The sequence below is a fragment of the Sutcliffiella rhizosphaerae genome, assembly GCF_917563925.1.
In the GTDB taxonomy this organism is placed as follows: domain Bacteria; phylum Bacillota; class Bacilli; order Bacillales; family Bacillaceae_I; genus Sutcliffiella_A; species Sutcliffiella_A rhizosphaerae.
The window spans coordinates 196,923-222,005 of sequence record NZ_CAKJTJ010000004.1; the positions used below are offsets into that span (position 1 = coordinate 196,923).

Annotated in this window: 27 protein-coding genes, 1 pseudogene and 1 other annotated feature; of the genes and pseudogenes, 14 read left to right on the forward strand and 14 right to left on the reverse strand. The window is 36.4% G+C overall.

The window, feature by feature from the left end; translation table 11 throughout:
• Window position 1 precedes the first annotated feature (1 nt).
• The 6 genes and pseudogenes from LRP81_RS05855 to LRP81_RS05880 all read right to left on the reverse strand — a co-directional run bounded on the left by LRP81_RS05855 (window position 2) and on the right by LRP81_RS05880 (window position 5,724).
• A pseudogene (locus tag LRP81_RS05855) lies at window positions 2-1,065 on the reverse strand (zinc-binding dehydrogenase).
• On the reverse strand, window positions 1,056-1,901 hold the full coding sequence (locus LRP81_RS05860) for an MBL fold metallo-hydrolase (RefSeq protein ID WP_230500324.1): 846 nt from the start codon (window positions 1,899-1,901) through the stop codon (window positions 1,056-1,058). Before LRP81_RS05860 ends, LRP81_RS05855 begins: the two are co-directional and overlap by 10 nt.
• A gap of 416 nt (window positions 1,902-2,317) precedes the next feature.
• The gene (locus tag LRP81_RS05865) at window positions 2,318-2,488 is read right to left on the reverse strand and encodes a hypothetical protein (RefSeq protein WP_230500325.1); all 171 of its coding nucleotides are present in this window, start codon (window positions 2,486-2,488) and stop codon (window positions 2,318-2,320) included.
• Between the two features lie 86 nt (window positions 2,489-2,574).
• The gene (locus LRP81_RS05870) at window positions 2,575-3,153 is read right to left on the reverse strand and encodes a hypothetical protein (protein WP_230500326.1); all 579 of its coding nucleotides are present in this window, start codon (window positions 3,151-3,153) and stop codon (window positions 2,575-2,577) included.
• Between the two features lie 291 nt (window positions 3,154-3,444).
• Entirely contained in the window at window positions 3,445-3,792 is a 348-nt protein-coding gene (locus LRP81_RS05875; RefSeq protein ID WP_230500327.1) for a DUF3221 domain-containing protein, read from the reverse strand.
• A gap of 204 nt (window positions 3,793-3,996) precedes the next feature.
• On the reverse strand, window positions 3,997-5,724 hold the full coding sequence (locus tag LRP81_RS05880) for an ABC transporter substrate-binding protein (RefSeq protein ID WP_230500328.1): 1,728 nt from the start codon (window positions 5,722-5,724) through the stop codon (window positions 3,997-3,999).
• A 114-nt stretch (window positions 5,725-5,838) separates the two neighbouring features.
• On the opposite strand from LRP81_RS05880, the gene LRP81_RS05885 reads away from it, so the two are divergent.
• The 3 genes from LRP81_RS05885 to LRP81_RS05895 all read left to right on the forward strand — a co-directional run bounded on the left by LRP81_RS05885 (window position 5,839) and on the right by LRP81_RS05895 (window position 7,946).
• A complete protein-coding gene (locus LRP81_RS05885) occupies window positions 5,839-7,068 on the forward strand; it encodes an MFS transporter (protein ID WP_230500329.1) in 1,230 nt (409 codons plus the stop codon).
• Between the two features lie 120 nt (window positions 7,069-7,188).
• Entirely contained in the window at window positions 7,189-7,608 is a 420-nt protein-coding gene (locus LRP81_RS05890; RefSeq protein WP_230500330.1) for a MarR family winged helix-turn-helix transcriptional regulator, read from the forward strand.
• Window positions 7,599-7,946, forward strand: coding sequence for a DUF3147 family protein (locus tag LRP81_RS05895; protein ID WP_230500331.1), 348 nt, complete (start codon window positions 7,599-7,601; stop codon window positions 7,944-7,946). Before LRP81_RS05890 ends, LRP81_RS05895 begins: the two co-directional genes overlap by 10 nt.
• 143 nt (window positions 7,947-8,089) lie before the next feature.
• Here the strand turns inward: LRP81_RS05895 and LRP81_RS05900 are convergent, their stop codons facing one another.
• Window positions 8,090-9,313 (reverse strand): MFS transporter, encoded by a 1,224-nt coding sequence (locus tag LRP81_RS05900; RefSeq protein WP_230500332.1) that lies wholly within the window; start codon window positions 9,311-9,313, stop codon window positions 8,090-8,092.
• 470 nt (window positions 9,314-9,783) lie between these two features.
• Here LRP81_RS05900 and LRP81_RS05905 point away from each other — a divergent pair, with 470 nt between their 5' ends.
• The 3 genes from LRP81_RS05905 (at window position 9,784) to LRP81_RS05915 (ending at window position 13,438) form a co-directional block, all read left to right on the forward strand.
• The gene (locus LRP81_RS05905; protein WP_230500333.1) at window positions 9,784-11,244 is read left to right on the forward strand and encodes an ABC transporter permease; all 1,461 of its coding nucleotides are present in this window, start codon (window positions 9,784-9,786) and stop codon (window positions 11,242-11,244) included.
• 102 nt (window positions 11,245-11,346) lie between these two features.
• On the forward strand, window positions 11,347-12,018 hold the full coding sequence (locus LRP81_RS05910; RefSeq protein WP_230500334.1) for an ABC transporter ATP-binding protein: 672 nt from the start codon (window positions 11,347-11,349) through the stop codon (window positions 12,016-12,018).
• Window positions 12,011-13,438: a PASTA domain-containing protein gene (locus LRP81_RS05915; RefSeq protein WP_230500335.1), complete on the forward strand. Its 1,428-nt coding sequence runs from the start codon at window positions 12,011-12,013 to the stop codon at window positions 13,436-13,438. Before LRP81_RS05910 ends, LRP81_RS05915 begins: the two co-directional genes overlap by 8 nt.
• 113 nt (window positions 13,439-13,551) lie before the next feature.
• On the opposite strand, the gene rlmD is transcribed toward LRP81_RS05915, so the two are convergent.
• The 7 genes from rlmD to lysS all read right to left on the reverse strand — a co-directional run bounded on the left by rlmD (window position 13,552) and on the right by lysS (window position 19,629).
• Entirely contained in the window at window positions 13,552-14,937 is a 1,386-nt protein-coding gene (gene rlmD / locus LRP81_RS05920) for a 23S rRNA (uracil(1939)-C(5))-methyltransferase RlmD (protein ID WP_230500336.1), read from the reverse strand.
• A gap of 400 nt (window positions 14,938-15,337) precedes the next feature.
• The gene (locus LRP81_RS05925) at window positions 15,338-15,583 is read right to left on the reverse strand and encodes a DUF3977 family protein (protein WP_230500337.1); all 246 of its coding nucleotides are present in this window, start codon (window positions 15,581-15,583) and stop codon (window positions 15,338-15,340) included.
• A 57-nt stretch (window positions 15,584-15,640) separates the two neighbouring features.
• Window positions 15,641-16,423: a carbon-nitrogen hydrolase family protein gene (locus tag LRP81_RS05930; protein ID WP_230500338.1), complete on the reverse strand. Its 783-nt coding sequence runs from the start codon at window positions 16,421-16,423 to the stop codon at window positions 15,641-15,643.
• Window positions 16,424-16,544: 121 nt separating this feature from the next.
• Window positions 16,545-16,961: an NUDIX hydrolase gene (locus LRP81_RS05935; RefSeq protein WP_230500339.1), complete on the reverse strand. Its 417-nt coding sequence runs from the start codon at window positions 16,959-16,961 to the stop codon at window positions 16,545-16,547.
• A 16-nt stretch (window positions 16,962-16,977) separates the two neighbouring features.
• Window positions 16,978-17,817 carry an alpha/beta fold hydrolase gene (locus tag LRP81_RS05940; protein ID WP_230500340.1) on the reverse strand — a complete coding sequence of 280 codons (840 nt, stop codon included), beginning with the start codon at window positions 17,815-17,817 and terminating at the stop codon, window positions 16,978-16,980.
• Window positions 17,818-17,856: 39 nt separating this feature from the next.
• Entirely contained in the window at window positions 17,857-18,069 is a 213-nt protein-coding gene (locus LRP81_RS05945) for a hypothetical protein (protein ID WP_230500341.1), read from the reverse strand.
• A gap of 99 nt (window positions 18,070-18,168) precedes the next feature.
• Window positions 18,169-19,629: a lysine--tRNA ligase gene (lysS, locus tag LRP81_RS05950; RefSeq protein WP_230500342.1), complete on the reverse strand. Its 1,461-nt coding sequence runs from the start codon at window positions 19,627-19,629 to the stop codon at window positions 18,169-18,171.
• Window positions 19,630-19,692: 63 nt separating this feature from the next.
• Window positions 19,693-19,957: a binding site (T-box leader), on the reverse strand.
• Between the two features lie 837 nt (window positions 19,958-20,794).
• Between lysS and LRP81_RS05955 the strand changes: the two genes are divergently transcribed.
• The 8 genes from LRP81_RS05955 to LRP81_RS05990 all read left to right on the forward strand — a co-directional run bounded on the left by LRP81_RS05955 (window position 20,795) and on the right by LRP81_RS05990 (window position 25,067).
• Window positions 20,795-21,376, forward strand: a complete 582-nt coding sequence (locus tag LRP81_RS05955) for a YdeI/OmpD-associated family protein (RefSeq protein WP_230500343.1) — start codon at window positions 20,795-20,797, stop codon at window positions 21,374-21,376.
• Window positions 21,377-21,519: 143 nt separating this feature from the next.
• The gene (locus LRP81_RS05960; RefSeq protein WP_230500344.1) at window positions 21,520-22,233 is read left to right on the forward strand and encodes an alpha/beta fold hydrolase; all 714 of its coding nucleotides are present in this window, start codon (window positions 21,520-21,522) and stop codon (window positions 22,231-22,233) included.
• 245 nt (window positions 22,234-22,478) lie between these two features.
• Window positions 22,479-22,940, forward strand: a complete 462-nt coding sequence (locus LRP81_RS05965; protein ID WP_230500345.1) for a hypothetical protein — start codon at window positions 22,479-22,481, stop codon at window positions 22,938-22,940.
• 142 nt (window positions 22,941-23,082) lie between these two features.
• On the forward strand, window positions 23,083-23,553 hold the full coding sequence (locus tag LRP81_RS05970; RefSeq protein ID WP_230500346.1) for a GNAT family N-acetyltransferase: 471 nt from the start codon (window positions 23,083-23,085) through the stop codon (window positions 23,551-23,553).
• 108 nt (window positions 23,554-23,661) lie between these two features.
• The gene (locus LRP81_RS05975; protein ID WP_230500347.1) at window positions 23,662-23,883 is read left to right on the forward strand and encodes an NUDIX hydrolase; all 222 of its coding nucleotides are present in this window, start codon (window positions 23,662-23,664) and stop codon (window positions 23,881-23,883) included.
• A gap of 13 nt (window positions 23,884-23,896) precedes the next feature.
• Window positions 23,897-24,178 carry a hypothetical protein gene (locus LRP81_RS05980; protein ID WP_230500348.1) on the forward strand — a complete coding sequence of 94 codons (282 nt, stop codon included), beginning with the start codon at window positions 23,897-23,899 and terminating at the stop codon, window positions 24,176-24,178.
• 140 nt (window positions 24,179-24,318) lie between these two features.
• Window positions 24,319-24,591, forward strand: coding sequence for a hypothetical protein (locus tag LRP81_RS05985; RefSeq protein ID WP_230500349.1), 273 nt, complete (start codon window positions 24,319-24,321; stop codon window positions 24,589-24,591).
• A 62-nt stretch (window positions 24,592-24,653) separates the two neighbouring features.
• The gene (locus LRP81_RS05990) at window positions 24,654-25,067 is read left to right on the forward strand and encodes a hypothetical protein (RefSeq protein ID WP_230500350.1); all 414 of its coding nucleotides are present in this window, start codon (window positions 24,654-24,656) and stop codon (window positions 25,065-25,067) included.
• Window positions 25,068-25,083 lie beyond the last annotated feature (16 nt).

A 25,083-nucleotide genomic window follows, 5' to 3' on the forward strand; every position in this document is an offset into this window, starting at 1 on the left:
ATTAAGGCTTCAACACAACTTTTTTACAGGCATCTTCTTTGTTATTAAAGATGTGATATCCGTGAGCCGCGTCTTCTAAGGACATAGAATGAGTAATAATCTTCGTTGGATCAATGCTACTACCATGTTTGATTTCCTTGAAGAGATGAGGCATGTAGTGACTGCTGGAGCTTGTCCCATTTTTATATTAATATTTCTAATAAAGAACGGACCTAACGGGAACATATTGTATAAGCCACCGTAAACACCTATGATTTGAAGTGTTCCTGCTTTTCGAACAGCTTTTGTAGCAATCTGGATTGGTCCAAGTGTACCTCCTTGGAGCTTAAGCATTTCCATCAATCTCCACACAGTCAATGACTACATTTGCACCGCCTTTCGTTAATTCCTTAAGGGTTTCCCACATATCTTCGTATTGGGTAAAATCAAATACTTCTGTATGGTAGTTTTTTCTAGAATGTTCCAGTCTATTGGAAATGTAATCTACCGCAATGACACGTTCGGCTCCTTTTTGCCAAGCGAAGTGTTGAGTCAAAAAACTGACTGGATCACAGCCAAGTACTATGACGGTATCACCTTTTTTTCACCGGCATTATCAACGCTCCAATAGGCTGTTGGAAGGACGTCAGATAACAGTAATAGGGATTCATCCTCCAGCTCGCAGTCCTGTGGGATGACTAAAGGTGTGTAGTTGCCAAACGGCACTGGATAATTTCCATATTTCTCTGAATAACCAAAATAGCCTCCTGAATCATAGTACGGATATGCATTATCACATTGGCTTTCTAGATTATGCTCGCAGTAATGGCAGGAGCCACAAGCAACGGTAAATGGGATACCACTCGATCCCCTTTTTTTCACTTTCGTCACATCTGGTCCCACCTCTTCCACAATCCCCATTGGAGTGCAAATCAGATTCACATATTGCCATTGAAGTGACTTTGATTATGACGTCTTCACGATCTTGAATCACCGGAGCTTTTACTTTTTTACTGCTACGACATTTTTCCCTTGATAAGGACTGCTTTCATGATGTCCACCTGCTTTTTTAAAATTTAAATGTATCGTCCATAATCGGGTATTGCCATGTTCTCAAAATCTTGCACGAGTCTTGTTAATCCGTTCGTCAATTCTTCGTCAGACATTGAGGTGCCATGCCCTGTGACTGCTACTCTCGGATTCAATGCAGCTAGATTCTTCACGGATTCCCAAGCTTCATACCAGTCGGTAGTAAAATATCTAGGGGGACCACAAACTTCCTGCTGTTGAACAAGCACTTTATAAAGTGAGTCCTGTCTAACGGTAACGAATGCATCCCCGGCAATTAACGTACGGTCCTCCTCCAGAAAAAAGGCAACATGTCCTGGGGAGTGTCCTGGTGTATGAATCCAACGCCATCCGTCCATTCCTGGAACAGTTCCGTCAGAAGGGAGCATTTCCACACGATCTCCGAGATTGGTTGGTTCATTCGGAAACAGAGAGGACATTTTAGCGACCAATCCTCCTTCTACCGTTGGATCTGGTTCAGGATAGCTACTTTTTCCAGTCAAAAAGGGGAGTTCTGCCTCATGAGCATATATTGGAACATCCCAATGTTTCACTAGCTCGACTGATGCCCCAACGTGATCAAAATGACCATGGGTTAAAATAATGGCTTTAGGCCGACTATTCGGACCAAATCTCTTTTCCACTACAGAAAGAATCTCCACTGCAGATTTAGGCATCCCAGTATCAATCAGCACCCATCCATTCATTTGTTCTGGATTCCCGTAAAGACAAATATTCACCACCTGATTAGTGTAATAAAACAAATCCTTAGCCACCTCAGTCCCTGAATGAGCAGACACAGATGTAACTGGTATAAATTTATTATCCTCACTATAGTGCAAATCATTATTCACAGATTAATCACTCCTCTTCACATGCGATCTAATGGACCTGTTGCATAGTATTTGTTTTAAGAACAAAATATAATCATTATTACGTTGCGTTGCGTTCGTAAAGAATGTGGGTTTGGTGGAGGATAGAACTTTCACAGATATGTTACGAGGAGAACTTCCAAAAAGGCTTTCAAAATGCGTTTGAGAGACCCAAAAGCAGGTAAATTCAAAGTCCGGGCTTTCATTTCGCGTTTGAGTGACCCAAAAACAGGAATATCCAAAATTCGGGCTTTCATTTCGCGTTTGAGGAAGGATACCTCGCCCCACTTGGCGCAGGAGCGCCTAAACTTCCCAAAAATTGCATTTTCCCAAGGAGGTAGAGGCATGTGAGGGGGATGGGTGTGGTGGGACAATTAGCGAAATACGTCACATTGTGTCTACTCGTCGATATCTTCACCATTTTCGTCGATTTCTCCACCGTTTCCGTTGATATCTCCCCTGTTTTCGTTGATATCCCCATCACTTTCGTCGATATCTTCATTTCTACCTAGGTCGAGCACGGTGACAGCCCTCATTCCACTGTGATTTTGCCTATCAGTCGCCAGCACTGAGCACTTTCAACGAAAAATACTTGGCTTTCAAAAAATAAAAGACAGTTTCGACCTAATAAAGGTGAAACTTCCTTATTTTTTCTCTACTCACACGGTCCGGGAGAAATAATGTATTGGATAAGGGTTTCTTGTTCAAAGATTTTACCTGCAGAGTCCTTGTATTCAATCTTGACGGAATCAGTAGAGCCAGTGTCAGTTGAAGTAGAAGTTAAGGCAAATACAAGATTCCACTCCTCCTTTGGCTGAATGACCGCATCAACAGCTTCTATACGATCATCCCAATTCACCGGTAGTGGCAATTGGTCATCAGATGGTGGCCATTCTCCAAACCCTATCAGGGATTCATCATCTTCCAGCTTTACTAAAACTGCCTCCGTTAGTTCCATGCCTTCAGCATTTACGAGAGAGATATCCATAATTGTAATTTCCTTATCCCCTTTATGTTTGAGAAACGTATCCCCAAACATTCTGCTCTCTCCTTCCCCTCCAGGTACACAATCCATCCCATATGTCTGACCAAGGTCCAAACTATTTCCAACTGGATTGGAGTTAGAACATCCACCTATGAATAGGGCCATCAATATAAAAGAGAACCTTAATAACAAGCATCTAGGAGAACCACAGAAGATTATAACCCTAAGTATATTAACCTTCTTTTTCATTTTTACAACCACCTTTATATGTTATCTATATGAATTATTCTGAGAAGTTTTATATAAGATAAGGTATTTTTTTCTTTTTTTTAGAACATTCACGATAGCTGTAATAAATTTATTAAGGTTACCTAAGTAATAAGTACTGTTCACCGTAAAAAACAGTAAGGAACACACCTAGGGTTGTGTTGAAAATACATTCAGAGTGACACGTAGGGAAAGTGCTTCAACCCACTTCAAGCAAAAAAACAATCTGCAATAATGGCTCTGTCTATTAAAAAACAGTATATAGTCCTAAAGCTATTCTATCCTGTTAATCTTCTTAGCCACAGCCATAGCAGGCAAAGAAGTTTCTACTTCTTTCTTAATCCATACTTCAATATTATCACCTTTAGTTAGGTTTGCTGTGTCATTATATGTTAAATAAAAAAGGTTAGGCACTTCCTCAAGTTTGAGTAATTCTACTAAGCTTAAATCCTTTATTTCCTCATATTCGTTACTTTCTATCCCCTCAACGAATAATACTTGGTCTTCATTAACTTCTAATAGGAAACCCTTCTTACTCTCACTATTACCTATAACATTTGAACATCCAATTATAAATGTTATTGAGAGAATAATAGGTAAGAAAACGGAAAACTTCTTCAATGAAACACCCCCTATAAATTCATATACTCATAAACATTATAGTATTTATTAAAAATTATTATACGAGTCAGACCAAAACGTATCATCGTATTTTCTATTTATATATATTCCTGTAATTCCACTATACCCCTTAACTTTTCCGTAAGCTTTCATACTGTGATATACAGGTGCACCACTATCACCACCAATTGGCCAGGATCAATTTCACTTCTTAAACCACAAATCTTTATACATCACCCTTCCATTATTCATAAGGGATACTCCTTGTATGGAAGAATGATAGATGTTCACCTGTTGAGCACGGTGGTAAAATAAGTGGATTAGCTTTCTGTTAATAATTGTTTCTTCGAGTTCAAGTAGAAGGCGGAGCTGCTTGCTACGATCCGATGTATTTTCCACCTTTTGAATGGTTTGATCAATCTTATGCTGGAGATTTTCTTCTGCTAAATTGTATATAAAAGCATGAGGTATTTGAAAAAATCTGACATAGGAAAGCACGTCGTCCTCACTGAAGGCAATTCCACCGATAACCATATCGACTCTACTTAAAAATTCATCTTTAGCCAATTTGTCAATGGGAACAATTTCAGATCGGACGTTATATCCTTCTTTGATAAGTTTTTCTGCTACCCATTTTAATTCTCTTTCCACATTAGCTCCTTTTCTAATTTCCGTTCCACAGATAACTAACGTGTTTGAAAGATTAATAGTTGTTATTCTCTCTTCTTTTTGTCTAATTACCGCACTTTTTTCCGGCATGAAGCTTGTAGCTTGGGCGTTATTTTCAACTCCAAGGTAAGATGTAAGCTCACCCGCGTCTAATATTTCCATGATAGACTGTCGCAGCTTTTCGTCTTTGAGCGGCCAATTTTTCCTTAAGTTAAAAGAAAGATATGTTGCACCTTTTTCTAGTTTACGTATGCTCGTTTCTATTTGTTTATCGTTATTATTTTTCCAAAAAGATAGCTGTGTTTGTTTTGGATACAATTCAGGCAGGTGGATAATCTCCACTCTGTTTAGAAAAGGACGACCTTGAAAGTATTGTTCATGAGCCTCCAATACCATCATTGATTCATCATGGTGATGTAACTTAAACGGACCGGTTCCGATTGGTCTTTCACCAAGGTTTGTTTTACTATCCTCCGGGATGATGGCTGCTCGGATACTGCTTAAATAGTTTAGAAATAAGTAGTTGGCTTTTTTCAAGCGAAATTGAACCGAATAAGTATTTACCTTCATCACAGCTTCTACCAATCCTTTTATCCACGCTGCCTTTTCTCCTTGTAGATGCAACAATCGTTCAAAGGTAAATACAACATCATCTGCATCTAGTTTTTTACCGTGATGAAAGCAGACTCCTTTTCTCAAATAAAACGTCCACTTTAGCCCTGAATCATCAACCTCCCAAGCATAAGCAAGCTGTGGTTCAAACTCTCCCCCACTTGCATTAAATGTTACTAGAGTATTATATATTTGCTCTGCTATGTGAACATCATGTCGTGATACTAACTGATAAGGATCCAAGTTTTTCACAGCTTCATAGAAAGGATAGCGAAGTATATCCCTATTTTCTTTTGAATCATAACCTAGCTGTCCCTCTAGCGATTTTAAGAACTCCTCCCTCTTTCCATGTGATAATTGCTGCATAGGCTTTAAGGATTGCTTGTATTTCCCTTGCTGAAAAAGCTCTTGTGCCTTGATTAGTTCTATATCTTCCGTTTTCCATAGCAAAGTCAAAATAGATCGGTTTCCTCGACCTGGCCTAACCTCCCAAGTAATCCATCCTTTCTCTTTTAACTCTTTGATAATTTGCTTTGTGTACCGCTTGGAACAAAACAGTGTTGCCGAAAGCTCTTCCATCGTTGTTAAAATCGGTGTTTCTACTTTATTTATTTCATTTAATAGACGTATATAATGTTCTAGTAACTTCAATCCGACACTCCCCCTAAAAAAGGTGCTCTATCTTCTATTTAAATCGTACACTTTTTATTCCCCTTTTTACCAGATAAACTTATATTTGTTGATTTACGGAAGGATGGGATATTAATGGGGGAAAGGAAATTAGCTCCAACCTTTCAGGAGCCAAGCTTATGGAAAAACAAGCACTTTATGTTCCTATGGATTGGAAAAGTCATATCAAACTTCGGCTTTCAAATTTATGTGATCGCCTTGCCGCTCCTAATCTATGAATTATCAAAATCGGCACTTGCAATGAGCATGATGCGTGCCGTTGATTTTCTGCCTAATATTTTCATAGGAATGCTTGCTGGAGTGATGGTAGACCGTTTTAATAGAAAAAGGATTATGAAGTATGCCGTCATTATGCAAATTATTGCGCTATCTGCTGTTGTTTTACTCATTTTCTCAAATGAAATTGCTGTATGGCATCTCTATATTTTTGGATTTATTTTGTCCACTTCAGGCTATGCGTTTGGTAATTCGCAGCATTCTTCCATTCCTCAGTTGGTGTCCAAGGAGCAATTAACGGCAGCAAATGCAAAATTAACCTTTGTAGACACTTTTGTGTCAATGATAGGACCAGGAGTAGCTGGAATTATCATCGCTTTTTATTCATTTGGAATTAGCTTTTCATTCTACTTAATTTGTCTCGTTGTATTACTAGTACTTATATTATTTATACAAGTCCCACCAGTACAACGGAAACAAGAAAAGCAGACTTCTGTGTGGGAAGATATGAAAGAAGGTATTCAAGAATTATTCGGGAACAAAACACTACTTACACCTACTGTCATTACAATTTTCTCCAATCTTTCTGCAAGTCTTGTAGTAGGTGTTTTAATCTTTTACGCTGCTGATATTCTCAATGCTTCAGAAAAAGAAATTGGATTTATGTTCAGCTTTGGAGCAGTAGGAGGATTAATTGGAACCCTAGTCATTACCAGACTAAGAAAAAAGATGGGTCGGGGCAGAATCTATGCATGGTGTCTATTGATTGAAATCATTAGTCTGATGGTCCTTATTTTTGCAAACACATGGTGGTTAATTGGATTATCCTTATTAATTCGAAGCTTTTCTGTTATCATGTCAAATGTTGTCTACTTTACCATTCGCCAGGAATTTACGCCGAACCATTTGCTAGGAAGGGTATCGGGCACATCTTCCATGCTAATGAAGTTAGCGTTACCTCTTGGACTATTCATTGCAGGATTATGGGCGGAATTTTTGCCGATTCCACTCCTGTTCATTTTTTCTACTCTAATTATGACTGTGTTGTATATCGTTATTAAGAGAAGTGCATTCTTTTTGGTGGAATAAGCTGTAATTGGGAAAAACCGAACTCATTCAATTTTAATGTAGAATGAGTTCGGTTTTATTTTATATCTTTACATAAGAATATATCGTATAATAAGATATATATATAAAGGGGGCATCTTTATGTTTTTTAATACCACCATTAATAGTCTAAATGAAAATTGGACAAACATTTATTATTTACTTCATCACGTATATGAAGAAATATCGCATCAAGCTATTCGATTATTACAGCACATAGAAAAGAATAGAGAAACCACTATAGGAGATTTAGCAAAATACTTAGGTGTAACTCATAATACTGCTTCTGAACATATTAAGAGACTCATTACAAAGGGATTTGTTTCAAAAAAGAGAAGTGTTGTAGATGAGAGAAAAGTTTGTGTTATTTTGACGGAAAGAGGTAGCGAAATACTGTACAGAAATACACGATTAGATGATGAAAAACTAAATAAAGTTTTAGAGGGCCTGACGAAAAAAGATATTGAATTGATTGAAAAAGCATTTTCTCTTCTTAGTAGGGAAGCAAAAAAATGTTTTTAATTACAAAAATTTTTGTCTCAGCAGTCATCATTGGCATAGTTACAGAAGTTGCAAGAGTATTCCCGAAGTATGGTGGGATTATTGCAGCTTTACCCTTAGTTAGCTTACTAAGTTTATTTTGGCTATATTTACAGGGAGAGCAAACCGTTACACTAAATAAATTTGCTATGGGAGTATTATGGGGGTTTCCTGCAACTGCTGTACTACTAATTATCGTAGTATTTTCACTCAAAGCATCCCTATCGCTATTTATATCAATTGGATTAGGGGCTGGTGGATGGTTTGTTTTTTTAGCTTTTCAAGATTATCTGGTTAAGAAGGTGGGGCATTTTTTCTAAATTTCACTTTTGAATTAGTGGTCTTTACATTTATAGCTTTAGTAGAGAGAGCCACTGAGTGAATTCTTTTAGTTACTATAATTACTCTTATTAATTAATCACCTAACACAACATTAATAGGAGCCATATAAATTGGCTCCCCACTAAACCTTTACTATCTCCCGTTCAACCAAAGGAATGCGTTTCCGAGAGAAAATGACCACATAAGTTGATGCGATCACGAGCAGACCCGTCATTATGGAAAAACACAATAAAATCTGCCCAATTGATACTAAACCAGTGAATAAAGCCAGTAACACAATACGCAACAAAAGCCCGACTGCTCTCAATAATCCATCAACCCTGCCTATAATTTCATTTGGAATGCGGTCCATCATAAAGGCATTCCTAGCAACCCTTGCACCACTATTCCCGATAGCGATGAATAGCATCATAGATAGATAGCCTGGGATGGGCATGTACACTATAAAGGCAATAGCCATCGTATATAGAATCATGGACGATGCAATCAGCTTCTCATCCCCGAATTTCCTAGCAGCAAACGGAACGATAATCCCTGCCAGCACAGCTCCCAACCCATACACCATCCCCTGAATTCCGTAGATATTCCCTTCTACCTTCAACACATCTGCCAGATATACCGGAAATAGATAGTTTGAAAGCATTACCGAAATAAACGGCAGAGACGATGCTATCAGAAGCAAAAACATACCTGGATTTCTCTTTATAAAACTCATAGTTACAGATGAAGAGGCACTTACCTTCCTTTCGTCGGTTTTGACTACTTGGTTTCTAACATATGGAACTTTCACAAAAAAGTAAATGGCAAGTGCATACGTACCTACATCCAAAACCAAAATGTAATGGAGATCCCATTTTAATAGAAGAATACTGGCAATCGCTCCAGCAATCATACTTGAAAGTTGGCCCTGAACCTCCATTAAACCGTTCAAAACCTTAAATTGATTTTTGCAAAACAACTCCTGATTCAAGGCAAACATCGTTGGATAGAAAATGGTGTAATAGAGGCTGCCAATCATATAAATCATAATGTAATGCCATAGCTCGTAATCCATACCAATGAAACCGACAGCAGAAAATAGAACCAAAGCGATGAGGCTGACAATCTTACTGTTCACCATCATTCTCTTTCGGGAAACTTTATCAATTAAATACCCTAAGAAGGGGGTAAGAATAAAATTAATGATGGTCATGCAAATTGCTACATAGCCAAACACTTCATTCCCATTCTCGCTTGTTACCAATAGCCACGGAATCGCTATCATGGTAATCCCGCTCCCAATAGAAGATGCCACATTAGCCATAATAATATAGCGAAATCTTATATCCTTATATAAACTTTTCATTGGTGTACTCCCTCTCCACACTTGATACATTTATCATAAGTGTTAAAGAGAAACGCTACATTCTTCGAATGGTGGAAGTTTAAATACTACTTTGTGTCCAATAAAATATTAGATTTTTGCGACTAAAGATGTATATGTTTGCGAATTATACTAACAAACTAAATACCCCTCGTAAATTACCACAATATTAAAACCCAAAAAAAGTAATATTTCATTTAAATCTTATTGAATTGTTCAAAAAAAATAAATAAATTGGATTTTATTGAAAATTAATGGAACTTTTTACTACTATATTGCGTCTATATATGGGGTGCATTGTCATTACTAGGCGAAAGTAAAAGAAAAAACTCGAAGTTGCTATTAAACTACTTGTTTTTAGTCCTTTGTCCTGAACATATAAAAAAGGTACAAGGGGATTTACTGTAACTAAAGTGAACTGCTGTGTCCTAACTATTATAGGGGGTATGTACATGAATTTTGTCAAAAGGGGATTGCTTAGCATTACAAGAAACAAAGGTAAGTCCATTATTTTATTGTTGGTTATTTTTGTGTTAGGCAACTTAATTTCTGGAGCAATTTCCATTCAACAAGCAACGGGGAATGTAGAAACCAGTATTAAAGAAAAATTAGGAACAGCAGCAACGGTCGAACTGGATTATGATGCGATGAATGAAATACCCGATGACCAGTGGGGAGAGTATGAGATTGAGAATCTGAAACTTGACCTGATTAAAACAATTGGCGGGCTATCCTATGTAAAATACTATGACTTTAATTCCAATGCTTATTTAGGTTCAAAAACACTTCAACCTTACAGAGGCGATCATGAGGAGAATTTTGAAACAGACCCAGATTACTTTAGTATGGAATTCATGGTAAAAGGAATTAACTATGCACCAGTTCTTGATTTTGAGGAACAGAAGTCAAAATTAGTTGATGGACGTGTTTTTACAAATGAAGAAGTAGAAAACGGTTCAGCAGTAGCCATTATTTCCAAAAAATTAGCAGAAAGAAACAGTCTTCAAATTGGTGATACTTTTGCATTAAATAATCAAATTTACCTTCCAGAAGACGATAAGCCAAGAGTTACAAATGATTTAGTTTTGGAAATAATAGGATTTTTCGAGCCACAGTCAGTGAAAAAAGAAGAAGGATCCAACAAAGATAGAGGCATGTTTGATTGGATGGATATGGAACTTCAAAATTCTATGTATGTACCAAATGAAGTAGTAATAAAAGAAAATAGATATCATATGGAAGAATATGCAAAGAATGATCCGGAATTTGCTGCAATGATGGAAAATGAAGAAGCTTTTGATTACTACACTCCTATTTTCGTATTAAACAAGCCAGAAGATAGTGCGCCATTCGAAGAAGAAGTAACGCCATTGCTTCCAAACCTTTATATAGTCAAAAAAGCAAGTGATCAATACGAAACGATTGCTGCGCCAATTCAATCCATGTCAAAATTATCTAACTATGTATTAATTGCAGCAGTTATCACAACCATTTTAATTATCGGTCTTGTCGTTCTTCTGTTCTTACGTGATCGTAAAAGAGAATTAGGCATTTACTTATCGTTAGGTGAACGTCGTGGGCGCCTAGTTGGACAAATCTTATTAGAAGTGATGATTATCTCTCTTATTGGGATCACCTTGTCCTTATTCACTGGAAATTATTTAGCCCAGGGAGTATCGGATACGATGATCAACGCGGAAAAAGGTCAAAACAATGACGATTACTACATGAATCCAATTTCAGGTATTCATTCGAATTTAACTACAGATGACGTAATCGCATCGTACCAAGTATCACTAGATGCATCTTTCATCTTCTTATTTTATGGTGTAGGAATAACTACCATTCTATTATCAACCATCCTACCACTTATTTATATCATTCGATTGAATCCTAGAAAAATAATGATGTAAAAGAACAGGGCTGTTATTAATAGATACCCGAATGCAATGAAAGTTAAACATAAGATAATTTTAATTTTATCTTGATCCTAACAACCTGAAAGGTGATGAAATATGATATTAGAAGTGAAAGATTTGAATTATTACTACCAAGATGGTGAAAATCGCCGTTTTATTTTAAAAGATACAAACATCTCCTTTGAAAAAGGAAAGTATTATGCCATTTTAGGTCAATCCGGTTCAGGAAAAAGTACTTTTCTATCACTGATTAGTGCCTTGGATACGCCACAAAATGGATCTATATTATTTAATGGACAAGACATTAAAGGTATTGGTTACGATCATTATCGACGTAATAACGTGGGGATTATTTTTCAAAATTATAATCTAATTCCTACCTTTACAGCAGTAGAAAACGTATTAATACCAATGTCCATTACAGAAAATCCATTACCTGATGATAAATTGAATGTTGCATATAACTTACTAGATTATATCGGCATTGGTAAGAGTAAGGCGGATCGCAGGGTTAACCAACTGTCTGGAGGAGAACAGCAGCGTGTTGCCATCGCTAGATCACTAGCAACAAATGTAGAATTGATTCTTGCAGATGAACCTACAGGAAATCTAGACGAGGATATGGAACAAGAAATCATTGCTATTTTCAAAAAGCTAGCACACGAACATCAAAAATGCGTCATAGTGGTAACCCATTCCCAAGAAGTTGCTCAGCAGTCTGACCAAATCTTTCAACTAAAAAAGGGTGTATTGACTCCATATGAGTGATTTTTTATCCAAGTTTAATAAAGATAATTACGATAAGTTGGAAAACGAGCAAAACAGTACTAGGGAAAATATGGAGCAAAAAAAGGAAGAAAAACAAGAAGAAGCAAAAGTAGAGACACCTTCTTCCACTATTAGTAGCTCTGATAGCAAAACTACTGACAGTACCCTTTCTACTAATAGGGTAGAGAGAAATGTTGACAATTATGGAATAGACGAAGACGTAGAAGTGGATCCAGATTATAAGAATAAAAAGCGTCGTAAGCAAATGATGATTGCTGCTGGATCCGCTATTGCTCTTATACTGATCTTTTTCATTTACTATCAATTAGTACATGTCAAAATGGAAGACTTTGTGGACAAGCCTGTTTCCGAAGCACGTACATGGGTAGCGGAAAACGGTCTAGAAATGGAATTAACCCAGGAATTTAGTAATGAGTACGGAGAAAACCAAATTATTTCTCAAAGTGTTCCTGCAAAAGATAAGGTCCGCAAAGGAAAAACAGTCCAATTTGTAAGTAGTAAAGGTGCAGACCCTGATGATATTATTCCCCTCCCTGATTTTTCCCTGCTAAATCAAGGTGAGATTGAAAATTGGATTGAAGAAAATCATGCGAAAAATCTCAAAGTTGTCTACGAATTCAGTGATAAAATCGATAATGGGGAATTCATCCGAATGGAAATAAGAGACAGTAACATTAAAGCAGAGGAATATAAAAGGAAAGATAGCGCTGCTGTGTATCTGTCCAAAGGGAAAGAAGTCTTTGAGAAAAATATAGCTGTTCCAGACTTTACTAACAAAACGAAAGATGAAGTGGAACAATGGGCTAAAACAAACATGATTGAGATGGAATATGAAGAAGAGGATTCCAACACTATAGAAGCTAATTTAATAATAAGTCAAAGTATAAAAGCTGACGAAAAAATTGCTAAAATGGATCAAATGAAGGTGAAGGTCTCTTTAGGAAAAGCAACAATCATCCCAAATTTCTCAGAACTCACACCAGATGAAGCGAGTGAACAATCCGGATTTTTATTGTCGGTAAAACAAAGATTCCACGCCGATGTCTCTTATGGAAAGCTCATCTCTCAGTCCATTGAAGCAGGCACGAAACTAACCAATCAAGAGGATACAGCTGTCACTGTTGTATATTCGCTAGGTCGACCATATTTAAGGGATTACCGCGGTCAACTTGATGGAGATTTACCTCGTCTATTTTATGAAGACTATCACTCAAAGGGAGCAAATGTTAATTACATTGTAAAATATGTCGACTCCCCAGAAATAAAAGGTACAGTTGTCGATATGAGTGCATTCAATCAATTTATTGCTATGACCTACACAGTTGAAGTACATGTCAGTAATAATGTTTATACTTCCCCCGCACCAGTGGAAAATGGGGAAGGGAAAGAACTAGATTAAGAGAATTCTATCATAAGTAGGCGCTTCCCTAAATCGGGAAGCGCCTTATTGATTGGAAAACAAAGTGTGAATCTAAGGTCGCATTCTTGAAAAGAAAAAAATTCGAGGATCTATTACAGATTCTCGGACTGATTTATTTCAAGCAAGGCACAGCACTCTACATGCACCGTATGTGGAAACATATCCACCGGCTGCACTTCAATTGTTTTATAGCCCCCGTCCTCCAACACTCTCAAATCTCTTGCTAGAGTGGCTGGGTTACAGGAAACATAGACAACTTTTTTTGGTTTCATTTCGATAATGGTTTGGAGTAAGGCTTCATCACAGCCCTTTCTTGGCGGATCAACCACTAGGACATCTGCTGTGTTTCCTTCTTTGTACCATTTTGGAATAACGACTTCTGCTTCTCCTACAGAGAACTCAGCATTTTTGATTTCGTTCAATGCAGCGTTACGTTTGGCGTCTTCGATGGCTTCTGGTACAATTTCCACTCCGAACACTTTGCGTGCTTTTTGAGCGAGGAATAGTGAGATAGTTCCGATACCACAATAAGCGTCAATAACACTCTCTTCTCCGGTAAGTCCTGCATATTCTAAAGCTTTTTCATACAGCACCTTCGTTTGATCCGGGTTAACCTGATAAAACGACCTAGCGGAAATGGCAAATTTAATATCACCGATATAGTCATAGATATATTCGTTCCCCCACAGGACTCTTGTTTCATCTCCAAAGATGACATTTGTTTTCTTAGTATTGACGTTCTGAACAACAGACTTCACTTGGGGCAATGTCGTTGCGATTTCTTCTACAATTGCCTTCCTGTTCGGAATGTCTGGTGTTCGAGAAATTAGGACGACCATCACTTCCCCAGTAACGAGTCCATAACGTGCCATAACATGTCTTAATGTTCCTTTATGGGTTTTTTCGTTATAAGCTCTAACTCCATACTTGTCACAGATTTCACGGACGGTTTGTACGACTGTATCATTAATTTCCTGTTGGATGAGGCATTCCTTCATATCGATAATCTCATGACTGCGCTGCTGGTAGAACCCTGCAATTAGTCCACCTTCGCGCTCACCAATTGGAACCTGGGCTTTGTTACGGTAACGCCACGGATTATCCTCCATACCAAGTACTGGATAAACTGGCACTTCCTTCAGGTGTCCGATGCGTTCGAGAACACCCTTCACTTGCTTTTGCTTGGCAATGAGCTGCCCCTCATAGCTTAAATGCTGAAGCTGACAGCCGCCGCATTGTTTATAAATAGGGCATGGTGCTTCAACTCGGTAAGGACTTGGCTTATAAATCTCCTCTAAACGCCCGAAGCCATAGCCTTTTTTTAATTTGATTATTTTTATTTTGACTTCCTCATCCGGCAATGCATTTTGGATAAAAATCGGAAACCCATCTATTTTTGCTACGCCAGCACCATCATGCGTCAAATCCTGAACGGTGACATCGTAGTATTCATTTTTTTGTACAGGTAAGTCTGTCATATCAATTCTCTTCCTTCATGTTAAATGCTGTTTTTGATTGTACCATAAGGCGGGGTGAGGTGCTAGTTGGCTATAGGGGAGGAGAGGAATTAATGTGCTCCGGGATTTCGTGGGGCTGTAGTTGTGAATTTGTATTCCGTTTTGAGGTTGGCCGAATAAATTGTTCATTTGTCCAAATCTTCGAAGGTTTTGTCCGAAATTTTTTGTGATTTGTCCGAAAAAAAGGCTCATTTGTCCGAATTGAAATTTATGGTTATGTTGACCACAATAATTAAGAAGTTTCCTATTAATTTTTGTCCGAACCAACCTAAATAGTGACCGAAATCGCTCTTATTTTGTCCTAATCCTATAATACTTCGCCTTTTTTAGTTAAAAAAAAGGGAAAAACACGCATCTCCACTCAATTTTCCACCTTACTAGTAATTCCCACTACAAACTTAAATGCATTTCTCTTTTTCTTTGACTTTTTAAATCCTTCTCTTACATCTATTATAAATATCGACTTCCCCAACCACACTCTCATATATACAGAGTGCAACTTGATTGGTCTAACTATTCCTTTTTGCTCAAATTCGGTTCCATCCTCACTTTCTATTTCTGTCCTGACTAACCAGGTATTTCCTAATCCGAACTCAATGTATTTCAAATCATTATCACCTCTAGTATTTAATTAAAATGACAGTACCAGAAGAATATTTCCTACTTATACGTCAACAATTTTTCCTACCTTTACCAGATCCACCCTACTCTGACTCAAATACCAATTCGAGTTGGACTCTAAATTGATTTGAATACTTTCTATAGCTTCTTCATTTCCATTCAACCTTTTAACTATTCCACCGTCAGGAGAAACAATCATAGATGAGCAGCCTTGTTCAGGATGACTAATATTTGAAGATACAATATATCGTTGATTTTCAGCTGCACGGCTTATTAAATGGGAATCCCAAACCGGAAGTTTCTCTGAACCACTGACATTTGTAAGATAAAATATAATTTCTGAACCATTCATTGATAAAAATTTCCACTGTTCAGGAAAACGAATTTCTCTACATAGCTGAACCGCTACCTTCATTTCTCGGCCATTAATATCAAGGCAAAAAACAGGAAGTTCGTTTCCTTTATGTAATATTCCTCTTTCATGCATAGCTAAATTAACCTTTTTATAGATCTGTTTATTACCTCTAAATGATATAAGGATACCAGCATTAAACCACCTGTTCTGTTCTTTTATAAGGGATCCAAAAATTAAATGTACCTTATATTTTATCGCTGCTTTTTCTAATTCTAAAATTGCCCTTTCAATATCAACATCCCTTGTATCACATAAGAAATCTAGATTATGAGAATACCCTGATAAGCATCCTTCTGGCATAACCAAGATGTCATTTTCCTGTGCTAATGATATCAGTTTTAACATTTTCGTTGAATTCTCAAATACATTTAATGAAGGTCTAAAATGCGATAATGCAATATTTACTTTCAAAAGTAAAAATCACCTCCGACACCTACATACATTTTTCACCTGTTTCCGTTTATTCTTTCTATCTCCCTTATGCTACTTAATGTACATTTGTAAATCCATATCTATTTCTGCTAAACCCTTTTTATTTTTCTATCACATGTTCATTTATGTAATTAATCAACATCTGCCTGTCTTCCGGAAAGGACATTTCTAATCTTTTAATCTCATCTATACTTTTCCACGATATTTCATAAATAAGGTTGTCAGGATTCTTTATTTCAGGTTCCCCGCCAATGACTTCGACTTCAAAATAGTGTGCTACTACGTCTATTCCAAATGTATTTCCTTCTTTAATGAATAAAGGCTTAATTATTTTTACTTCATAGCCTGTTTCTTCTTTTAATTCTTTAATACAACACTCTTCATACGTTTCATTTCCTTCTATTCCACCAGAAGGGATAGACCATACTTTTTTCTCATCTAGTTTGCCTTGTAATACCATAAGTATTTGACCTTGCTCGTTCATACATAAACCGGATGCTCCGTACCATTTTGTCATCTAATCCCTCCGCCTTCTAACAGATTTTAAAGTTTTTCACAAACTCTCTAAACTTCTCTTCTTCCTCAATGTAGGGATGATGATTGGATTCTTTAAAAATTTTTAATTGTGAAGAAGGAATGTGATCTGCCATTTCTATACTAAATTCAACAGGGCATTGTGCATCATATTTACCTGCATAAATGTAGGTAGGTACTTTTATATTATTCAATTGATTTCGCAGATCAAAGTTTTTCACTTCTACTTTTCTAAAATAATCAAGATTTTCTCCAACAGTGCTTCCACTATTAGGGCGTTTCATCGACTCGTTTAATTTGTCCGCTGAATAATAGGACATTAAAGCCCACTCATAGCCTAATTTTTGCCGCTGTTCTTGCACTGTATCTGAGTTGTTTAACAAATCCATAATTTCAACAATTCGTGAAAAATGCTTATTCTCTGAACAGTATATGCTATTTTTGTGTGAAGCGTATGCGTTGCTTGCTGAAGCACATCCTACAACTATTTTTGTTAAAGAATGAGGGAAATTAATAGCATATTGTAGTGCCAGCATGCCACCAGTTGAGTGCCCAGCAAATGACCATTTTTCCAATCCTAAAGCTGCTCGAATCGCTTCTAAATCTTTAGTAGCTTCTTTCATACTGAGTTGACTTGAATGATCAGCCGTTACTGACTGACCTGCACCTCTTATATTTATCAAATAAACCTTATAGTGATTGGTAAACGGATTGGCGAATAAATTTCCACGCTCATCAAATGCCATATACATATGGGTAATAGCTAACGGTTCTCCCATACCGGCAGAAAAATACTCGAACGTACCTCTTTCCGTTTCTAAAAATTCTTGTTTCCACATTAGGTTCACTCCTCCTTCTTTTTGCTAAAATGTTTAGGTTTATTTAACCTGCTTAATGACATTAAACGATAAGCTAGTTAAAAGGAATGCAAGCCCGATAAGAATTGGCGCTACGAAAAAGATGCCTATTAGGTCGGTAGCAGAATTCCAAGGAACAAAAGAATTCCATAATCTCCCTGTAATCTTCCATAGGACAACAAAAAAACAAATAGTAAAGAAAAAATAAATAATTTTCTCAAGTATTTTAATCATAAATATAACCCCTTACATGAAAAAAATGGCTGCATCTTCATTATACAGCCATTTACTGTTATCTACTGTTTAATTATTGTATTTTTGGAAATATATTTACTATAATTTTCTCACCAATGGGAAAAGTGTACAATCTTTAATATTGTCGCAATCGGTTAACACCATCAGTAATCGTTCAATACTGAAGCCCCAACCGGAGATTGGTGGCATTCCGTATTCCATTGCAGTTAAATAATCTTCATCCATCTCCATCGCCTCTGAGTCTCCGTTGTTTTTTAAGAAGGCTTGCACTTCTAGTCTTCTTCTTTGTTCGATTGGATCGACAAGCTCGGAGTAGGCATTGATAATTTCTGCCCCATTTACGATTAGCTGGAACCGGTCTGTACGATTCTCGTTTTCATCATTAGCTCTGGCAAGTGGTGATAAATCGATAGGATGCTGCACTAAAAACGTCGGTTTAAATAGATGAGGGCGACAGGTTTTTTTGTAAAGCAAATCGATGAAATTCCCTCGTCCAAGCGACTCCGCTTCCTCATGTTCTAAATTAATATTTCTTCTTTGTGTTTCATCATGAAGTTCTGCAACATCCGGATATAGGTCTATATCTATTCCTGTATTTTTCAATATTAATTCTCTAAACGAAACCACCTCCCACTCCTGTGAAAAGTCTACTTCTTGTCCGTTAATGCTTATGGTGGTGGTTTGGAAGGTTTGTTCTAATATTTCCAAAACCATTTCCCTCATTAGCTTCATTGTATCTTCGTAATTCCAGTATGCGGCATACCCTTCCACCATTGTAAATTCTTGAAGGTGCTGCGGGCTAATCCCTTCATTCCGAAAACACTTTGCCACTTCATAAACCTTTGTAAAACCTCCAACTATTAACCTTTTCATATAGGTTTCTGGAGCAATTCTTAAATTTAACTCCGTATCCAATGAAAGATGGTGAGTCCTAAATGGCTTCGCAAGTGCACCAGATGAAGTATGCTGCAAAACTGGTGTTTCTACTTCCATAAAGTCTTTATCTTCAAAGAAATTACGGATAGCTCTTACCATTTTGCTCCTAGCTAACAGGCGATCTTGCGTCTCCTTTGTCATCATGAGATCCAAATATCTCTGTCTATACCGAAGTTCCACATTGCTTAAGCCGTGCCATTTTTCCGGGAGACTTCGCAATGCTTTCCCTAGAAAAGAATAGCTTTCTATTCGTAGCGTTTTCTCACCAGTCTTCGTCGTATACAAGCTTCCTTCTACACCAATAAAATCTCCGATGTCTATGTGATCTTGAAATTGTTGAAACTGTAACTCTCCAATCTCATCCCTTTTTAAAAGTAGTTGTAAGCTTCCTTGTATATTTGCAATGGTGAGAAAGACTAAATTTTTGAATCCTCTAATACTCATTATTCTTCCCGCTACTTTTACAGATGAAGTTCCATCCTCTAATTCCGCTGCTTCTACCAAATCGTAGTTCACCGAAAATTTCTCTGGGTAAACCGTAATCCCCTGGGTTCTTAACTCCTCTAATTTTGCTAGTCTATTTTCTATTTGTTCCTTACTCATCATAATCGCTCCTTATTTTTTCTTTCAAACAACAAAAAAACTCTCACCCCCAAGACTATTCATCTTGAGGACGAGAGTTTTAGCTCCGTGGTACCACCCCAGTTTATTGATATGTCACCATACCAACCTCTTCGGGTACGGCAATAAGAAAATATTGAGTATACCCTATCTCTATAACGGGAGATCCCGTCGCAGCATCACCAAGCGTCAACCCAGATCCGTGCGGAGCTCCGAGACTTTTTTCATTAGAATCATTATTGCCCCTTTCCACCAACAGGAGCTCTCTGTAAATAAAGATCATAACTACTCTTCTCTTCTTAGCCTTTACATTCGTATATTGAAAATTAGAAACATTTTATACTATTTAAAAGTTACAGTCAATGGGTAATGATCATCTTATTAATCTCTTCAAATAAAATAAATGCAAGCTGATAGATAAATGACTTTTAATTGCAAATGAGCGAATAAATTATGGATTGAAGTCCTTTGAGATTTTAATTGAGCTTTCCGATGATTTTGGTTTGATTTCTCATGTAGCTATAGCGTTTAAAGAAATTAACACTGAAATCAATAGTAAATATAATGAATTCAAAAAACTTCATTGACTATTAGTGGAAGTTTTGGTTGATTTACTTGACACCCATGGTACCTATTTTGATTTAAACATGTTTAAATCTTTTTTCATCTTCCATTCGTTAACATCCTGCAAAAAGGGCATACTAGAGAGGACAGATTTATACGGGTGGTGTGGCTAAACCTCTGTGGAGAATGGAGGTGAAGCCATGAGCGAATTACAAATTTTTCTTACTACCGGGATTTTTATTCTAGCAGTATTAAATTTTGTGATCGTTTTAATTAATTTAAACCAAAAAAAATAATCCACCCGTCTGCTCTGGTAAGTGAGATCGGGTGGATTTTTTTCGTTCGCCCACAGTAGCTATGCCACTGCGTTATCTGTCACGAGTCAAAGTGTTGGTCGCACTTTGACTCTCTTTTAATATGTGCTTCTAATATAAATTATATCACAAAAACTGCTTTCGTAAACTTAAGTGGGATTTTTTAGTAACACATAAAGTGAAACTCCCATGCCAGTGCTATAATTAAACTATGTATAACCATTGTTTCTCATGATATTTATATAATGAAATCTTAGAGGTGTTCTGTAATGACAAATCCAAAAGTTGAGGAATTTTTAAGTAAAGAAAAAAAATGGAAGCTAGAGTTCGAGGAGTTAAGAAAGATTGCTCTTGAATTTGAGCTAACAGAAGATTTCAAGTGGATGCATCCTTGTTATACTCATGATAAAAAAAACATTGTGTTAATTCATGGATTTAAAGAGTATTGTGCGATATTGTTCCCTAAAGGAGCATTGCTAAAGGACAAGCATGGCTTATTAATTCAACAAACGGAAAATGTGCAATCTGCCCGTCAAATTCGATTTACTAACGTTAAGGAGATTCTTGATCAGAAAGATGCCATTAAGGATTATATTGAAGCGGCTATTCAAGTGGAAGAGTCCGGACAAAAAGTAGAAATAAAGAAAACGGAAGATTACCCAGTTCCTGAGGAGCTTCAACAAAAGTTTGAAGAAATGGAAGGATTAAAAACCGCATTTGAAGCATTGACTCCTGGTCGACAACGAGCATACATTTTTCATTTTTCTGGTGCCAAACAATCTAAAACAAGAACAGCAAGAATCGAAAAATATATCCCTCAAATTTTAGATGGAAAAGGGATGAATGATTAATCCTATATTACATACAGAAGCCTCTCCTATCGTTCCTTACTTAGAACAAAGAGAGGCTTTTTTTACGGATTTAATTATGGAATTTTATGTTAAAATAAATATTAAAACAGGAATTTTTTTCATAGTTTTAAGGGGGGATTATCATGATTTTACATACAGAGATTTTGGGTGAGGGAGAACCAATTATTTTCTTGCATACAGGTTTGCAAACCGGAATGACTGATTTTGTAGAACAAAGAGAATATTTTCAAGCATCCTACAAGGTAATTCTTCCTGATTTAAGAGGACATGGGAAGTCGAAAACGAATGATATTTCAAACTTCTATGTGGATTCTTCTGATGACTTGTTAGAAACACTAAATTATTTTGGAGTGGATTCTGCCCATGTCGTAGGATGTTCCATTGGGGCACTTGTGGGATTGTTCTTTGCAAAGAGATATCCAGATAAGGTAAAAACATTGACACTCTCGGGTATTATGCCGAAAAAGCCAAAAAATTGGTCAGAAATTCAAGAACAGTCATTTCAAAAGCAAGCTTTACTGCTCGAAAATGATAATATGAAAAATTACTTCAACCAACTTCATGGTGATTCTTGGCCAGAGTTTATTCATATGGCCAAAAATGAGGACTCGTATCCTTTTGAAGAAGCTGCAAATCTAGCAGAATTAGAAATGCACATTTTATTTATGGTTGGAGAAGGAAATATTCATGAAACAATAGGTGCTATTTATTATCCACAAACAAATGAACAAGTGCACGTTTCCATCATTCCGTTTGCCTCACATTTAGTTCATTCCGAACAACCACATATTTATAATGAAATATTAAACCATTTTCTAACGAATGCTTATAAATAACTTATTAACATTGAGATACATTATAAAGAACGGAGAATTAGAATATGCTTTTTGTTGGAATTGCTTTTTATTTATATTGTTTTTCACTTCGATTACAGTTGAAAAAACATTAAAATCTATTGAAAAACAGAATGAACAGGTTCTAGAGCTATTGAAAGAAATTAATCGAAAAATATAGTTAATAAATTTTTATAATTACAGAATCACAGAAACACATATCCCCTTCATTATCGAGGTGAATTAAATTGAAGTTCTCTTATATTGATATTAAAAGCGGGAATGCGACTTGCATTTTCGAGATTGATAAAAAGAAATTTGAGTTTTATCCTTCGTTTCATTCAGATGGTCTAGGTGACTTTGTAACCTATCTGGCATCAGTCCATCCTCTTTGTAAATTAAGTTGGAAAGATGGTGCCTTCCATAAAACGATTGGAGGCATTCATTGGGACGCTGGACCGTTTTTATTATTTTGGGAATTTAAACGTGACTTTGAGGACTTAACAATTACGATAACTGAGAAGCAAAATTTTAAAGTAGAACAAACAAAGATTCCTCACTTGCCTAGAGAAATTATTAAAGCAACATGCGACTTTGAAGAATTTGTTATATGTGTAGTTAGGGAGTTAGACAGAATTATCAATCTACGCGGAATATTAGGCTATCGCCAAGAATGGCAAAATCACACGTTTCCATTAATGCCTTTGTAGCACTCAAGCATGCATTTCTCTATAAGAGACCTTTTGAAATAACCCAAAAGTCAAATGGTGCTTCTCTTAAGGATGAGATAGATTTATTGTTACAACCAATAGATTAATATTTTATAGAGTAGCAATTTGGGGAGGATTTCTTTTGAAACTAGAAACTGAACGATTAATACTGAAGCCATTAGTAAAAAATGATGCACCTAGAGTTAAAGTGTTAGCAAACAATGAAAAGTTAGCAAGTGTTCTTGGTCTACCACACCCATATGAGTTGAAACATGCTCAGGAGTGGATTGACATGCAACCTGAACAAATCAAGAACGAAACTGAATTTCCATTAGCAATAGTAAGTAAAATTTTTAATGAAATCATTGGCACTATCACTTTAAGAATTAATAAGAATAACAATAGAGGTGAACTAGGTTACTGGATTGGTTATGAATTTTGGGGATGTGGCTATGCAACGGAAGCGGTTAACAGAATGAGAGATTTCGGATTTAAGCAATTAGGCTTAAATAAAATTACGGCGTCTGCACTTAAAAGAAACATAGCTTCGACAAAAGTTCTAGTTAAAGCCGGTTTAATAAAGAAGGCACACTCAGACAAAACAGATTGCTAAACAAAGCATATGAGGATATTGATGTATTTGGGCTGTTAAAAACAGAGTATTATACCAGTGAAAAAAAAGCTAAACCAGGAAGGAGAGATCGTAATTTTTTATAAATTGATGGGCATTGAAACTGTTGATGAAAATACAAATAAAATAATCTATAGAGAAGCAGTAAGAGCAGTAATTATTCAAAACGATAAAATCCTTATGGTTCAATCAAACATTGGAGATTATAAATTTCCTGGTGGTGGCGTAGAAATTAATGAGAGTCACGAAGAAGCAATAATGCGTGAGGTAGCTGAAGAAACTGGCCACCTTAAACTGTTTAGTGAGAGATAAGATTGGCGTGGTTATGGAAAGATCTATAGATGATTATAAAGATAATGCTGTCTTTGAAATGACTTCACATTACTACCTTTGTCAATTGTCAGGGGAATCAGCTGCTCAGCATTTAGATGAATACGAACTTGAAGAGAATTATACTCCAAAATGGGTCAACCCTCGTGAGGCAATTAAACAAAACAACCTTGTTAAAAAGCAACATCGTAACAGAAAATGGATACATCGAGAAAATTATGTTTTGGAAGAAGCGTTAAAAATAATGTCTAATAATAATACATTCTGTTTATCTTGAAAGAGTAGTATTTTAGCATGACATGTTTATCCAGTAATGTACTTCAACTTTAGGCAGCACCGGTCAGTTATGAAATATTATGTAAATATATAATAAAGTTGTAAGTGTTTTATTAGCCAGAGTGGAAGGAGAGAAAGGTTATGGAGATGATCTTTGGCATTTATTTCTTTATTATGGGTTCGGTCGTAATGCTACTAAGTTTAATTATTACTTTTATATTTAAGAGAGTACCATTCTACTTTACTGTGATTTTTTTCATGCTGGTAGGAGTTATTTGTGCAAATATATTTGGAATGCATGACGGAGCATTGGGTGTTGCAGTGTTTAATGGATTTACCTCCCTTTTAGCAGTCGGATTGGTTAAATTAGGGTTCTATGCTGGACACGTGGCGGAAAAAAGGATGAATAGATAAATTTCTTTCCCCCATTGTGTTGGACTGGTTCGTTAGTAATCATAAATTAGGAGAGATAGTTAATGATAATAAGAAAAATATTGACTATACTGTTGGCAACCTTTATTTCCCCTATGCCCATAGCTATTTGGGACCTAAGTTCAGGATTTGGATTCTACTGGCTTTTATTTATTTTTGGAACTCCTTTTTTATTATTTTATGGAATGCCTGTTTCTTTTCTTTCTGATATTGTAACAAAAAAGGCCACCACACCTCTTAAAAGGAGTCTCTATGCTTTGTTCATACATATCTTTTTTGGATTAGTCCTTATCATTCCTTTTTCTTTATTAATCAGTGAACCTCTCACAATGTTTTGGAATGGTGGTATAGGGAAATTATTGTTCATTTGCTCTACTGTTTCGTCATTCATCGTTTGGACTATTGATGAAATACTTAGAAAGGTTGCAAATTGGGAAAAAATCCAGAGTGCTATGTAGAAACTGTGCTGAAATT